Genomic DNA, 14,437 nt, shown 5'->3' with positions numbered 1-14,437 from the left:
CGTTCCGCTCCCTCGCCCGGTCGGCCCGGGTACCCGTGCACCGAGAGTCCAGGACACGCCCGGGGGCGCGGCCGGTACGCCGGCGTGTCCTGGACTCTGGGCGACCGCACGGGGCGCGATCGCGGGGTGCGCGGGGTGCGCGCGGGGGGACGGGGCAGTGCGCGCGGGGTGCGCGGGGTGCGAGGCGCGCGGGGTGCGCGCGGGGGACGGGGCAGTGCGCGCGGGGGCGGGGGCGTCAGGCCGGCTGCTCGAGGTCCTCCGCGTCGACGATGCGGTAGGCGTAGCCCTGCTCCGCGAGGAACCGCTGCCGGTGCGCCGCGAAGTCCTGGTCGACGGTGTCCCGCGCGACGACCGCGTAGAAGTGCGCGGTGCGCCCGTCGCCCTTCGGGCGCAGCAGCCGGCCGAGGCGCTGGGCCTCCTCCTGCCGGGACCCGAACGAGCCGGAGACCTGGATCGCGACCGACGCCTCGGGCAGGTCGATCGAGAAGTTCGCGACCTTCGACACCACGAGCGTCGTGATCTCCCCGGCCCGGAACGCGTCGAACAGCCGCTGCCGCTCGTTCACGGTGGTCGACCCGGTGATCACGGGCGCGCCGATGTCGTCCGCGAGCTCCTCGAGCTGGTCGATGTACTGGCCGATGACGAGCAGCGGCTCCCCGGCGTGCCGGGCCACGAGCTGCTTGACGACCTGCGTCTTGCCCGGGGCGCTGGCGGCGAGGCGGTACTTGTCCTCCGGCTCGGCGGTCGCGTAGAGCATCCGGTCCCGGTCGGGCAGCGTGAGGCGGACCTCGACGCAGTCGGCCGGCGCGATGTAGCCCTGCGCCTCGATGTCCTTCCACGGGGCGTCGTACCGCTTGGGCCCGATGAGGCTGAACACCTCGTCCTCGCGGCCGTCCTCGCGCACGAGCGTGGCGGTGAGCCCGAGGCGGCGGCGCGCCTGCAGGTCGGCGGTCATCCGGAAGATCGGGGCCGGCAGCAGGTGCACCTCGTCGTAGACGATGAGGCCCCAGTCGCGGGCGTCGAGCAGCTCCAGGTGGGGGTAGACGCCCTTCCGCCTCAGCGTGAGCACCTGGTACGTCGCGATCGTGACGGGGCGGATCTCCTTGCGGGAGCCCGAGTACTCGCCGATCTCGTCGGGCGTCAGCGAGGTGCGGCGGACCAGCTCGTCCCGCCACTGCCGGGCGGAGACGGTGTTGGTGACGAGGATCAGCGTCGTGGTCTTGGAGCGGGCCATCGCCGCGGCGCCGACCAGCGTCTTGCCGGCGCCGCAGGGCAGCACGACGACGCCGGAGCCGCCGTGCCAGAAGCCGTCCGCCGCCTCGGCCTGGTACGGCCGCAGCTGCCACGGGCGGGGCGTGCCGTCGGGCGTCGGGTCGGACTCGCCGGAGGTGTCGAGGTCGATGGGGTGCGCCTCGCCGTCGACGTAGCCCGCGAGGTCCTCCGCCGGCCAGCCGAGCTTGAGCAGCGCCTGCTTGAGGGTGCCACGCTCGGAGGCGTGGACCACCACGTCGGTGTCGTCGAGCCGCTCGCCGACCAGGCCGGCGGTGCGCCTGGACCGCAGCACCTCGGCCAGCACGGCGGCGTCCAGCGCGTGCAGCACCAGCCCGTGCACGGGGTGCGCGACGAGCTGCAGCCGCCCGTACCGGGACATGGTCTCGGCGACGTCGACCAGCAGCGCGTGGGGCACCGGGTAGCGCGAGTACTCGAGCAGCGTGTCGACGACCTGCTCGGCGTCGTGGCCCGCGGCCCGGGCGTTCCACAGGCCCAGCGGCGTCAGCCGGTAGGTGTGGACGTGCTCGGGGGCGCGCTCCAGCTCGGCGAACGGGGCGATCGCGCGGCGGCAGGCCTCCGCCTGGTCGTGGTCGACCTCGAGCAGGAGGGTCTTGTCGCTCTGGACGATCAGGGGTCCGTCGGTCATGCGGGGTCCGTCCTCCACGGGTCGGGGGCGTGGTCGGCGGCGTCGGGGCCGGCGACCGGGGTGACCGCGGCCACGCGGTGCGCGGCGACGACGATCTCGGCGTCCCGGGTCGTGTCGACGACGCGCACCCGTCCGCCGTCCACGCGGACGGGACGGACGCGCCGCCGCTCCAGGGCGCCGCGCGAGCCGACCACGTCCAGCCACACCTCGGTGTGCCCGGCGGCCGCCTCGCGCAGCAGCCCCAACGCCTCGGCGACGTCGGCTGTTCCCCCCGCGCGGCCCGCGCCGGCGGGGCGGGCGCCGGCGGCGCCGGGCGCCCCGGACGTCCCGGGTGCGGCGCCCGCCCCGGGTGCGGCGCCGCGGTGCGGCGCGGCCCCGTGCTCCGACCCGGCACGCCGCAGCACGCCGACCAGCGCCGCCGCCCGCTCGGCCGGCGGCACCCCGCCGCGTGCCGGCTCGTCGGCGCGCCGACGGGGGGCGGCGACGCGGCGGACCGTCGGCGCGGCGTGCAGCACCTGCCCGTCGGGCGTCTCGGCCACGGGGGCGAGGCCGTGCGCGCGCAGCGCGGCGAGCAGCTCGTGCACCGGCGCCTGCGCGGCGAGCACGGTGGGCGCGAGCCGCACCAGGCCGAGCGCGGCGTGGCGCGGGTCCTCCGCGAGGCCCGCGAGCAGGGCCGGGTCCTCGACGCGGACGTACGACGAGGCGCTGCCCACGCGCAGCCGGCCGTGCCGCCGGGCGGCGTCGCGGACCAGGTACTCCAGCGGCTGCGGCACGCGGCCCCGGGCGTGCGCGGCGAGCTCCCCGAGCAGGTCGTCGGCGGACCGGCCCGCGTCGAGGGCCGCGCGCACCGACTCCGGCGTGAACCGCACGGTCAGGGCGCCGCCGCGGGACTCGACCCGGGCGCTCGCGTCCAGCAGCGCCTCCAGGGCGGCGCCCGGGCGCCCGGGGACGATGCCCGTGAGGTCGGCCTGCAGCAGCAGGTCGTCGACGGCGGCGGGCAGGGCCGCGTCCAGCGCACGCGCCAGGGCCGGCAGGGGGTCGTCGTCCCGCAGCGCGCGGGCGGCGGCGGGCAGGGCGCCCGCGCCGAGCACCCCCAGCCAGCCGGCCTCGCGCAGCACGGCCCCCACCGCGTCCGCCGGCGGCACGGCCCGGGGCGTGCGCCACGCGAGGACGGCGCGCACCTGCTCCGCCGCCGGGGCGGCGCCCGGCGCGAGGTCCTCGAGGACGTCGAGCACCTGCCGGCGCAGGCGCGGCGCCCACGGCCGGGCGCCGTCCGGGCCGAGCGCCGCGCGCACCCCGCCGCGGTCGTCCCGGGTGCCGACCAGGGCCGGCGTGCGCGTGGTCGTCGCCCACCACGCCGCGAGCCGGGCCCAGCGCCCGGGCAGGTCCTGGGCGAGCCACTCGTCGGCGGCGGTCGTGGGGACCCAGTGCGGCGTCTCCTCCCCGTCGTCGCGCACCAGGCCGCCGGCGCCGGCGAGCTCGACGACGAGCGCCGCCTCCGGTTCGGCGACCTCGAGCGCCGCGGCCGTGCGGCGCAGGTCGCGGACCCCGAGCCCTCCGGCCCGCAGCACCGGCGGCGGTGCCTGCTCCCACAGCCGGACCAGCCCGGCCACGAGGCGCACGGCCCGCTCGGCCGCCGCGGCGTGCTCGGCCTCGACCAGGGCGGCGTCGCGGTGCGGGAGGTCCGCGTCGCCGGGCGGGGTGGCCGGCGCCCGGTGCGTCCGGCCGTCGCGCAGCACGAGGGCGACGGACCGGGGGAGCAGCACGTGCCGGTCGTCCGCGCGCACGAGCAGCCCGAGCCGCAGCAGCTCGGTCACGGCGTCGGCGGCGGGCCCGGACGCCGGGCGGACGCCGACCGGGGGACCCCAGCTGAGCGCGTCGAGCACCGCCCTGCCCGCGGCGGGCGCGGACGCCAGCGCCTCCCGCACGGCGGCCTCGTCCGGGTCGTCCGCGCGCGCGGACGCGAGCCCGGCGGCACCGGGACCGAGCAGCTCGGCGACGCCCGGCGCGGGGCGCAGCACGGGGTCGGCGGCGCGACCGCCGACGGGGTGCAGCAGCGCGAGGTCGGTCGCGTCGCGGAGGGCCTCGCGCACGCCCGGGGCCGCCGTCCGGTCGGCGCCGACGGCCGCCACGACGTCACGGGCACGCACCCCCGCGCCGGGGTCGGCGGCCGCGTCGGGGCCGGCGAGCAGCACGACCACCGACTCCACGGCCTGCAGCACCGCCGCGTCGACGCCGGCGAGCGCCCGCTCCAGGCTGGGGCGGCTGGTCGCCCGCGCGGCGAGGGACGCCAGGGTCGCGGGGGAGGGGTGCGCGAGGTCGGGCCGACGCAGCAGCAGGCGCACCAGGTCGTCGTCGGACCTGCCCCGCAGGTGCTCGCTGAACGTGGCCATCCGCACCACGATACGGCGCGGGCCGCGGCACCCGGCGCGTCGGGCGACGGCCGGGAACCGGCGGGTGCACGATGCGGTGCACCGCGCGCCGACCCGGTGCGCCGGTGCGACGGGAGGCAGCGGTGGCGGGTGTGCGCCGGACGCGCGTGGTGGTCGCGAGCACGGCGGGGATCTTCGTCGAGTCGCTGGACTGGACGATGTACGGCCTGCTGGCGCCGTACTTCGCCGGGCAGGTGTTCCCCGGGGACGACCCGGTGACGAAGGTGCTCGGCGCGTACGCGGTGTTCGCGATCGGGTTCGTGGCCCGGCCGGTCGGGTCGTACCTCATGGGGCGGGTGACCGACACCCGCGGCCGGCGGACCGGGCTGCTGGTGTCCGTCTCGCTGATCGCCGTCGGCTCGGCCCTGATCGCCGCGGCCCCGACCTACGCGGTCGCCGGCTGGTGGGCCGCGGTCGTCGTGGTCGCCGCCCGGGTGCTGCAGGGCATCGCGATGGGCGGCGAGGTCGCGACGGCCGCGACGTACGTGGTCGAGGTCGCGCCCGCGGACCGGCGGCACCGGTACGGGGCGTTCGCGTACTCCGGGGACGCCCTCGGGACGCTCGGCGCGACGGTCGTGCTCGCCGTGCTGCTGGGCGTGCTCGGGGCGGACGCCGTGCGGGACGGCGGCTGGCGGGTCGCGTTCGTCGTCGCCGCGCTCTGTGGGCTGCTCGCGCTGTGGATCCGGCGCGGCGTGCCGGAGTCGGAGGTGTTCGAGCGGTCCCGCGCGGCCGGCCTGCAGGCGCCCGGGCCGCTGCTGCGCGCCCACGCCGGGCGGATGGCGCTCGCGTTCATGCTCACCATCGGCTCCACCATGGGCGTGTACTTCGGGTCCGTGTACCTGCCGGAGTTCGCCGGCCACACCGGCCGCTACACCGAGGCCCAGGCCACGTCGCAGCACACGGTCGCGCTCGTCTGCCTGCTGGTCGCGATGATCGCCTCCGGGTTCCTCGCCGACCGGTTCGGGCCGCTCGCGCTGATCCGCACCGGGTTCACGGCCGCGGCGGTGCTCGTCGTGCCGCTGATGCTGGGGCTGGCGTCCGGGGTGCTGCCGTACGTGGTCGCCGCGCCGCTGCTCACGACCTGCGTCGGGCTGCAGCTCGGCGTCACCCCCGTCGCCGGTGCGCGGCTGTTCCCGGTGCCGATCCGCGCCGTGGGGCTGGGCGTGCCCGCCGGGGCCGCCATCGCCCTGTTCGGCGGTACGTTCCTGTTCGTGGCCGAGTGGTTGATCGCGCAGGATGCGCTCCGCCTCGTGCCCGTCTACGCCGCCGTCGGCCTCACGGTCTCCGCCGTCGGGTCGTGGCTGGTGTCCGAGCGCCTCATGTACCCCGCCGACACCCCGGCGGAGCCCGCTGCCCTGGAGGTCTGATGCTCGACCCCGCCGTCCTGACCGCGCTGCGCGAGGAGGCCGCCGCCCAGCTCCCGGAGGTCGTCGCCCTGCGGCACGCCCTGCACCGCACCCCGGAGCTCGGCCTGGACCTGCCGCGCACGCAGGCGCTCGTGCTCGAGGCGCTCGCGCCGCTCGACCTGGAGGTCGCGACCGGTACCGGGCTGACGTCCGTCGTCGCGGTGCTGCGCGGCGGGCGCCCCGGCCCCGCGGTGCTGCTGCGCGGCGACATGGACGCGCTGCCGGTCACCGAGGACTCCGGCGAGCCGTTCGCCTCCGAGAACCCCGGCGTCATGCACGCGTGCGGGCACGACCTGCACGTCGCGGGGCTGGTCGGCGCGGCGCGGCTGCTCGCGGCCCGGCGCGACACGCTGCCCGGCTCGGTCGTGCTGATGTTCCAGCCTGGTGAGGAGGGCGACCACGGCGCCCGGCACATGATCGACGAGGGCGTGCTCGACGCGGCCGGCGAGCGGGTGGTCGCCGCGTACGGGCTGCACGTGCTGTCGGCCCTGCTGCCCGCCGGTCTGGTCACCTCCCGGCCCGGCACGATGCTCGCGGCCGCCGACACGGTGCACGTCACGGTCCACGGCCGGGGCGGCCACGGCTCCATGCCGCACCTCGCGCAGGACCCCGTGCCCGTCGCGGCCGAGATCGTCCTGGCCCTGCAGGCCGCGGTCACCCGGCAGTTCGACGTCTTCGACCCGGTGGTCGTCACCGTCGGGCGGATCGAGGCCGGCACCACCGACAACGTCATCCCCGCCGAGGCCCGGCTCGAGGCGACGGTCCGCACGTTCTCCGAGGCCACCCACGGGGTCGTCGCCGAGCGGCTGACGCGGGTGTGCGAGGGCGTCGCCGCCGCGCACGGCCTGTCCGTCACGGTCGACTACCGGCCGGGGTACCCGGTCACGTCGAACACCCCCGGCGAGGTCGAGCGCGCCGCGGGCCTCACCCGCGCGCTGTTCGGCGAGGCGGCCTACTACCCGGCGCCGCAGCCGCTGCCCGGGGCGGAGGACTTCTCGTACGTCCTGCAGCAGGTGCCCGGCACGTACCTGGGCCTCGGGGCGACCCCCGCGGGGCTGGACCCCGCGACGGCCGCGTACAACCACGCGGCCCAGGCCCGGTTCGCCGACGAGGCGCTCGCGGTCGGCCCGGCGGTGCTCGCCGCGCTCGCGCTGGACCGCCTCGCGGAGGGCTGAGCGGTGGGCTGAGCAGCGGCGCCACCCGTCCGGGTGCTCAGGTCCCGGGCGTCGGTGCCGATCAGCAGGGTGTCAACGCCCACGCGCGGCCCTGGGAGCGCGCGCGCCGACCGGAAGGGACCCCATGGCCCCGATCACCGCCGGGCACCTGCCCGGGGCGACGCACGAGGTGTGCGTCGCGCGCCAGGGCATCTACGACGTGCTCAGCCGCCCGATCGGCCACGAGCTGCTGTTCCGCGCGAGCTCCGACGCCGTCGAGTCCGGCGTCCGCCCCGGCATCGACGACAACCGTGCGACCGCGACGGTCATCGTCGCGACGCTCACCGAGTTCGGCGTCGAGGACCTCGCAGGCAGCGGCGACCTGTTCGTCAACGTGCCCCGGTCCTTCATCGTGGACGAGCTGCCGGTGGCGCTCGACCCGCACCGCGTCGTCCTCGAGGTGCTCGAGCAGGTGCCCGCGGACGAGGAGGTGGTCGCGGGCGTCGAGCGGCTGCGCCGACTCGGCTTCGGCATCGCGCTGGACGACTTCGTGCCCGGCGACGCGCGCTGGCCGCTGCTGCCGCTGTGCGACTACGTCAAGGTCGACATGTCGGACGTGGGCGACCGGCTCGCGGAGTTCGCCGCGCAGCTGCGCGAGGAGGCGCCGACCGCCGCCCTGGTCGCGGAGCACGTGGAGGACGAGGACGACTTCCTCGCCGCCCAGGACGCCGGGTTCGACCTGTTCCAGGGCTACCACTTCCGGCGCCCGACGGTGCTGACCCGGCCCGCGCTCGCCCACCACGCGATGGTCGCCGGCCGGCTGCTCGTCCAGCTCGGCGACCCGCAGGTGTCCTACCGCCGGCTGGCCCGGCTCACCGCGGCCGACCCGGCGATCGCGCTCAAGGTGTTCCGGGTCGTGAACAGCGTCTCGGGCGCGGGGCGGACCGTCCGCAACCTGCACCAGGCGCTCGTGCTGCTGGGGCGGGAGCGGTTCCGGGCGATGCTCGTGCTGGAGGTGCTCGCCACCGCCGGCCACCACGACGACGAGATCCCCCTGATGGCGCTGGCCCGCACGCGCGCCGCCGAGATCCTCGCGCCGCAGGACCCGCTCGAGGCGTCGACCGAGGCCCTGGTGCGCATCGTCTCCGAGCTGCTCGACGTCCCCGTGGCGGACCTGGACCCGGAGCTGCACCGCTCGCAGCCCAGCGCCCGCGTGGTCGCGGCCTGCGACGTGCTCGACGCGTACCTCGACGCCATCGCCGAGGAGCACTCGCCGAGCATCCGCTCCCCGTACTCCGCGCTGCACGTGTCGCTGGTGTACCTGACCGCGCTGCGCGAGGCCCGGGCGCTGCTCGCCACGGTGTACCAGCCGGTGCCGCGGCTGCAGGCCCTGGACGGCGAGCCGGACGACGGCGTGGCGTTCGCCTGACCGGGACCTCCCCCGCGGCCCCGGGGGTCCGCGCCCGCGGCGGAGCGGGCGTGGGCGGGTGGCGCGACCGGTAGCCTGGTGACGTGCGGGCGGTCCGCGCGCTTCCGACGACACACCAGGGGATCGCAGTGCCCACCGGCAAGGTCAAGTGGTTCGACACCGATCGCGGGTTCGGCTTCATCGCCGCCGACGACGGCACCGAGGTGTTCCTGCACGCGTCCGCCCTGCCCGCCGGCATCGGCTCGCCCAAGCCCGGCACCCGCGTCGACTTCGGCGTCGCGGACGGCCGCCGCGGCCCGCAGGCGCTGTCCGTCAAGCTGCTCGACCCGGTGCCGTCGGTCGTGAAGGCCGCGCGCAAGCCCGCCGACGACATGGCGGTCATCGTCGAGGACCTCATCAAGGTGCTCGACCGCGTCGGCAACGACCTGCGCCGCGGCCGCTACCCCGAGAAGTCCCGCGCCGGCCAGGTCTCCGCCCTGCTGCGCGCCGTCGCCGACGACCTCGAGGCCTGAGATGGCGACGGCGACCCAGGACGCGGTGCTCGGCGGCGCCGTCGACCTCGCCCGCGAGGCGGCCCTCGACCTCGCGGAGCACCCCGAGGACGTCGGCGAGCACCTCGGGTACACGGTCGAGGCCGACCGCCTCGTCTCGCACCGCTTCGCCTGCACCGCGAAGGGCTACCGCGGCTGGGTGTGGACGGTCACGCTGTCGCGCGTGCCGCGCGCCCGCAAGGCCACCGTGTGCGAGGCGGTCCTGCTGCCCGGCGACGACGCCGTCCTGGCGCCGGCGTGGGTGCCGTGGGAGGAGCGCCTGCGCCCCGGTGACATCGGCCCCGGCGACGTGCTGCCGTTCCGCGCCGACGACCCCCGCCTGGAGCCCGGCTTCACGCCGACCGGCGACCCGGAGGTGGACGAGGTCGCGATCGGCGAGCTCGCGCTGGCCCGCAACCGGGTGCTGTCGCCCGTCGGCATCGCGGAGGCCGCCGAGCGCTGGTACCGCGGCCGGCAGGGCCCGGCGACCGCCGGGTCCGTCGCGTCCGTCGAGCCCTGCATGACGTGCGGGTTCCTGGTGCCGCTGCAGGGTCCGCTCGGCACGGTGTTCGGCGTCTGCGTCAACGAGTGGTCGCCCGACGACGGCAAGGTCGTCGCGCTCGAGCACGGCTGCGGCGCCCACTCGGAGACCGACGTCGAGCCGCGGCCCTCGGAGTGGCCGGACGTGCCCGTGACCCGCGACCTCGTGCTGGAGCCGACCTCGGGCACCGGGGCCGCCGGGGCCTCCGGGGCGGGGACGACCGCCGACGGGGTCGCGCCCGGGGCCGACGACGCGGCCGCGACCGGGGGCGACGCCACCGGGACCACCCCGGACGCCGGGGCCGACGAGGCCCCCGCCACGCAGCCGGAGCCGTGACCGCCGACGTCCTCGGCACGCGCGCGCTGCGCGAGCGGGTGCTCAGGACGTGGCGCACGGACCCGGCGCGGCTGCGCGAGGACGCGAACACCGAGGAGGACCACGCCCGCGGCTACTACCGCGACCGCGTGGTGGTGGAGCTCGCGCAGAACGCCGCCGACGCCGCCGTCCGCGCCGGTGTGCCCGGGCGGCTGCTGCTGCGGCTGACCGCGGCGGGCGCCGACGCCCCGGGCGCGCAGGACGCGAACGGGGACGGGGACGGCCGCGGAACCGGCGAGGGGTCCGGGCCCGACGGGGACGCGGTGCCTGGTGGGGACGCGGCGCCGGCCCGGGGCGCGGTGCCCGCTGGGGACGCGGTGCCGGCCGGGGGCGCGGCGGTCCTCGTCGCGGCGAACACGGGCGCGCCGCTGGACGCGGCGGGCGTGGCGTCGCTCGCGTCGATGCGCGCGTCCTCGTCGCGCGACTGGGGCGGGCCGGCGACGGGGGGCGGGCTGGTCGGGCGCTTCGGCGTGGGGTTCGCCGCGGTGCGCGCGGTGTCCGACGAGCTCGCGGTGCTCTCCACCTCCGGGGCGGTGCGGTTCTCGCTCGCGGAGACACGCCGGGACCTCGCGCTCGCCGCGGCCGGCGAGCCCCGGCTGGCGGACGAGGTGGCCCGGCGCGAGGGCTCGCTGCCCGCGCTGCGACTGCCCCGGGAGCACGCGGGCCGCCCGCCCGGCGGGTACGACACGGCGGTCGTGCTGGCGCTGCGCGACGAGGAGGCCGTCGACGCCGTGCGGCGGATGCTGGCCGAGGTCGGCGACACGCTGCTGCTCGCCCTGCCGGCGCTCACGGAGGTCGTCGTCGAGGACGACCTGGCCGGGACGCGGCGGCGCGTGGCCGACCTGGACCGGCGGTGGCGGCGGCGCACGGCGGAGGGCGAGCTCGACCCGGCCCTCCTCGCCGACCGGCCCGTGGAGGAGCGCGGCCGCCGCGGGTGGCGCGTCACGTGGGCGCAGCCGCGGGACGGGCGGGCGCCGGGGGCCGGGCGTACCCCGGCCGTGCTGCACGCGCCGACGCCGACCGACGACCCCCTCGACCTGCCGGCCCTGCTCGTCGCGACGCTGCCGCTGGACCCGACCCGCCGGCGTGCGGCGCGCGGCCGGGCGACGGACGCGCTGCTCGACGTCGCGGGCGACCTGTACGCGCTGCTGGCGGCCGACGTGGCGTCCGACGGCGGGGACGCCCTGCGGCTGGTCCCGCTGGGTCTGCCGGCGGGTGAGGTCGACGCGGCCCTGCGCCCGCGGCTGCTCGACGCCCTGTCCCGCACCCCGCTCCTGCCGGCGGCCGCCCCCGAGAGGCCGGCAGGCGGGCGTGGTGCCGGCGACGACACCCCGGGTCCTGGCCTCTCGGCGGACGGCGCGGGCGGCAGCGGCGCCACCGCGGAGCTGGTCGAGCCGCGGCGGGCCGTCGCGCTCGCGGGGCCGGCCGCGGCGGAGCTGACGCGGGCGCTGGCGCCGTGGTTCGGCGGGATGGTGGTGCTGCCCGAGGGCGGCCTGCCGGCGGCGCGGTCGCTGGGCGTCGAGGTCCGGGAGGTCGCCGACGTCGTGGACGAGCTGCCGGCCGCGGCGAACCTGCCGCCGGCGCGCTGGCGTGCGCTGTACGGCGCCCTGGACGCCGCGGTGGGGGACCCCCTGGTGCGGGAGGCGCTCGCCGGGCTGCCGGTGCCGCTGGCGGACGGGCGCGTGGTGCGCGGCGCGCGGGGCCTGCTGCTGCCCGTCGAGGGCCCGGACGACCACGAGCCGCTCGGCTCGCACGACGCGCACGACGCGCACGACGCGCACGACGCGCACGACGCGCACGGTGGGGCGGGCGCGGTGGCGGACGCGCTCGGCGTCCTCGGCCGCTGGGGCGTCCGGCTCGTGCACCCCGAGGCCGCGCACCCCGTGCTGGAGCGGCTCGGGGCCGCCCCCGCCGACCCGGCGGCGCTGCTGGCGCACCCGGGCGTGCGGCAGGCCGTGCTGGACCAGGCCGACGAGGACGACCTCGAGCTCGCCGGGCAGGTCACCGAGGCGGTGCTGACGCTGGTGCGCGCCGCGCTCGCCGAGAGCACGGACGCCGGTCTCGACCCCGGGGCGCCCGTGCCGGCGGGGCGCGCGGTGCTGGGCCTGCTCACGCTGCGCGACGCCGACGGGGAACCGGCGCCGGCGCACGGGCTGCTGCTCCCGGGGTCCCCGGCCGCGGCGCTGCTGGACGACCGGGTGCTGGCGCCGGTCGACCCGGCGGCGGTGGAGCGCTGGGGTCCCGCGGCGCTCATCGCGGTGGGGGTGCGCGCCGACCTGGTGGTGCTGCGGCTCGCCGACGTCGCCACGTCCGGGCCCGACCTCGACGACGACTCCGGGCTCGTCGCGGACGGGCTCGACGGGTGGGACGACTACCTGGCCGAGGTCGCCCGGCTGCTCGGGGAGGGGGAGTCGCTGCCGGAGGTCGTCGCGGTGGCGGACCTCGACGCCGTCGACCCCGGGGCGTGGCCGCGGGTGCTCGCCCGGTTCGCGGAGCCCGGGCCGCTGCGCCGGGCGCTGCTCGACCCGGTGCGCCCGGAGCAGGGCACGGGGACCGCCCCGTCGTACACGGCGTGGTGGCTGCGGCACCGGTCGGGCCTCGTGCCGGGCGGGCCGTTCGCCGTCGCGGGTGCCGAGCCGGCCGCCACGCGGCTGCTGCCGCCGGCCCCGGCGGAGGTCGCCGGACTGGACGACGCGGTGCTCGCCGCGCTGGGCGGCGTCGGGCGGGTGGCCGACGTGCCGGCCCCCGACTGGAACCGGCTGCTGCGGGCGGCGGCTCCGGTGGGTGCCCCCGTCGACCTCGCGCTGGCCGGGGCGGTCTGGGCGGCGTGGGCGGGACGCGCCCGGGCGTGGGCGGACGACGACGCCGCGCGGCCCGGGCTGGACGTGCTCCCCGCGCTCGTCGCCCCGGACCGGGTGGCCCTGGTGCACGCCGAGGACGCCGCGGTGGCGCCCGAGCCGATGTGGTGGCAGCGCACCGACGTGGCCGCGATGGTGCCGCCGGCGGGGCCGGTCGACCCGGACGACCTCGCGGAGGCGCTGGGGGTGCCGACCGCGGACGAGCTCGCCGACGGCGCGGTCGCGCAGGAGGACGGCGACGACGCCGGCGCGCTGAGCACCACGCCGCCCGCCGTGCGGACGCTGCTGCCGGGCGCCCCGCCCACCTGGGTGGAGCACGAGTCGCTGCGGGTGGACGGCGTGCCGGTCGACTGGTGGGTCGAGGGGGCGGGCCCGGAGGCGGTCGTGCACGCGACGCACCTCGCGGGGCTGGCGCGCGGGCTCGCGCAGGCCGCCGGGGCGTGGTCCCTGCGGCACGCCGTCGAGCTGGTGCTGCTCGAGCCGGAGCGGGCGGCCGAGCTCGCCGTGGAGCAGGCGGGCGACGGTCGCGGCATGATGACGGGGCGATGACCCGCTCCCTCCTGACCTCCGCGTACCTGCCCGCCCTGCTCTACGAGACGGGGCTCGGCGCCGTCACCCCGGTGGTCGCCCTGGTCGCCGCGGAGCTCGGTGCGGGCCTCGACCGCGCCGCGCTGGTCGTCGCGCTCGTCGGCGTCGGCCAGATTCTCGGGGACGTCCCGGCCGGGGCGCTCGCCGCCCGCGTGGGCGACCGCCGCGCGATGATCGTGGCCGCGGGGGTCGCCTGCGTCGCGCTGGTGACGTGCGCGCTCGCGCCCACGCTCCCGGTGCTCGGCGCGGGGGTGCTGGTGATGGGGGCCGCCTCCGCGGTGTTCCACCTGGCCCGGCAGGCGTACCTCACGGAGGCCGTGCCGGTCGTGAACCGGGCCCGCGCGCTGTCGACGCTGGGCGGGGTCGCGCGGATCGGCGTGTTCCTCGGGCCGTTCCTCGGCGCCGGGGTGCTGCACCTCGGCGGCCTGCGGTCCGTGTTCTGGCTCGCCGTCGTCACGAGCGTGGCGGCGGCACTCGTCGTCGGCCTCGCGGGCGACCCGGACGACCCGCACGGCGCCCCTCGCCCCCGCGCCACCGTGTCGACCGCCGCGCTGGTGCGGCGGCACGCGCGGCTGCTGGCGACGCTCGGCGTGGCGGTCGTCCTGGTCGGCGCCGTGCGCTCGACGCGTCAGGTCGTGCTGCCGCTGTGGTCGGAGCACCTGGGCCTGTCGCCCGCGACCACCAGCCTGGTGTTCGGGATCTCCGGCGCGGTCGACATGCTGCTGTTCTACCCGGCGGGCAGGGTGATGGACCGCCGCGGCCGGCTGTGGGTGGCGGTGCCGTCGATGCTGGTGCTGGGCGGTGCGATCGCGGCGCTGCCGCTGACGGGCTCCCTCGCGGGGCTCACCGTGGTGGCGATGGTCATGGGGTTCGGCAACGGCATCGGCTCGGGCATCCTCATGACGCTCGGCGCGGACGTCGCACCGCCGGACGCCCGGGCGCAGTTCCTCGGGGTGTGGCGGGTGTTCCAGGACTCCGGCGCGGCGGCCGGCCCGCTGGTCGTCTCCGCGGTGGCGGCGGCCGGCAGCCTCGCCGCGGGCATCGTGACGATGGGGGCCGCGGGCGTGCTGTCGGCGGCCGCGCTCGCGGCGTTCGTGCCCCGGTGGTCGGAGCACGCGACCGGCCGGACGCGCGCGCGGGCGGCGGAGGCCCGGGCCGCGCGCGAGGCCGCCCGCACGGACGACGCCTGACGGTGCCGTCAGGGCT

At 78.5% G+C, this 14,437-nt stretch carries 9 protein-coding genes; 7 read left to right on the top strand and 2 right to left on the bottom strand.

Translation table 11 applies throughout. From position 1 onward, the window contains the following. Positions 1-235: 235 nt before the first annotated feature. Positions 236-1,918 carry a DNA repair helicase XPB gene (locus P9841_RS08100; protein ID WP_283321545.1) on the bottom strand — a complete coding sequence of 561 codons (1,683 nt, stop codon included), beginning with the start codon at positions 1,916-1,918 and terminating at the stop codon, positions 236-238. Next, positions 1,915-4,311, bottom strand: a complete 2,397-nt coding sequence (locus tag P9841_RS08095) for a helicase-associated domain-containing protein (RefSeq protein ID WP_283321544.1) — start codon at positions 4,309-4,311, stop codon at positions 1,915-1,917. The genes P9841_RS08100 and P9841_RS08095 overlap by 4 nt, the downstream gene beginning before the upstream one ends. Before the next feature lie 131 nt (positions 4,312-4,442). On the opposite strand from P9841_RS08095, the gene P9841_RS08090 reads away from it, so the two are divergent. The 7 genes from P9841_RS08090 to P9841_RS08060 all read left to right on the top strand — a co-directional run bounded on the left by P9841_RS08090 (position 4,443) and on the right by P9841_RS08060 (position 14,421). Next, positions 4,443-5,717: an MFS transporter gene (locus tag P9841_RS08090; RefSeq protein WP_283321543.1), complete on the top strand. Its 1,275-nt coding sequence runs from the start codon at positions 4,443-4,445 to the stop codon at positions 5,715-5,717. Beyond that, on the top strand, positions 5,717-6,931 hold the full coding sequence (locus P9841_RS08085; RefSeq protein WP_283321542.1) for a M20 metallopeptidase family protein: 1,215 nt from the start codon (positions 5,717-5,719) through the stop codon (positions 6,929-6,931). The genes P9841_RS08090 and P9841_RS08085 overlap by 1 nt, the downstream gene beginning before the upstream one ends. Before the next feature lie 124 nt (positions 6,932-7,055). Further along, the gene (locus P9841_RS08080; RefSeq protein WP_283321541.1) at positions 7,056-8,339 is read left to right on the top strand and encodes an EAL and HDOD domain-containing protein; all 1,284 of its coding nucleotides are present in this window, start codon (positions 7,056-7,058) and stop codon (positions 8,337-8,339) included. Between the two features lie 128 nt (positions 8,340-8,467). Next, positions 8,468-8,851, top strand: coding sequence for a cold-shock protein (locus P9841_RS08075; protein ID WP_222171326.1), 384 nt, complete (start codon positions 8,468-8,470; stop codon positions 8,849-8,851). A 1-nt stretch (position 8,852) separates the two neighbouring features. Next, complete coding sequence (locus tag P9841_RS08070; RefSeq protein ID WP_283321540.1) at positions 8,853-9,746, top strand: DUF3027 domain-containing protein; 894 nt, start codon at positions 8,853-8,855, stop codon at positions 9,744-9,746. Further along, a complete protein-coding gene (locus P9841_RS08065; RefSeq protein WP_283321539.1) occupies positions 9,743-13,192 on the top strand; it encodes an ATP-binding protein in 3,450 nt (1,149 codons plus the stop codon). The genes P9841_RS08070 and P9841_RS08065 overlap by 4 nt, the downstream gene beginning before the upstream one ends. Next, a complete protein-coding gene (locus P9841_RS08060; RefSeq protein WP_283321538.1) occupies positions 13,189-14,421 on the top strand; it encodes an MFS transporter in 1,233 nt (410 codons plus the stop codon). Before P9841_RS08065 ends, P9841_RS08060 begins: the two co-directional genes overlap by 4 nt. Positions 14,422-14,437: the final 16 nt, after the last annotated feature.

It is taken from the genome of Cellulomonas sp. ES6 (genome assembly GCF_030053835.1).
In the GTDB taxonomy this organism is placed as follows: Bacteria; Actinomycetota; Actinomycetes; order Actinomycetales; family Cellulomonadaceae; genus Cellulomonas.
Note: the sequence above shows the minus strand (reverse complement) of the source record. Positions and strands in the feature narration are given on the sequence as shown.

Coding starts and splice junctions, on each gene's coding strand:
- P9841_RS08070 (WP_283321540.1), top strand. CDS start 8,853: ATGGCGACGGCGACCCAGGACGCGGTGCTCGGCGGCGCCGTCGACCTC.
- P9841_RS08060 (WP_283321538.1), top strand. CDS start 13,189: ATGACCCGCTCCCTCCTGACCTCCGCGTACCTGCCCGCCCTGCTCTAC.
- P9841_RS08085 (WP_283321542.1), top strand. CDS start 5,717: ATGCTCGACCCCGCCGTCCTGACCGCGCTGCGCGAGGAGGCCGCCGCC.
- P9841_RS08080 (WP_283321541.1), top strand. CDS start 7,056: ATGGCCCCGATCACCGCCGGGCACCTGCCCGGGGCGACGCACGAGGTG.
- P9841_RS08095 (WP_283321544.1), bottom strand. CDS start 4,311: ATGGCCACGTTCAGCGAGCACCTGCGGGGCAGGTCCGACGACGACCTG.
- P9841_RS08100 (WP_283321545.1), bottom strand. CDS start 1,918: ATGACCGACGGACCCCTGATCGTCCAGAGCGACAAGACCCTCCTGCTC.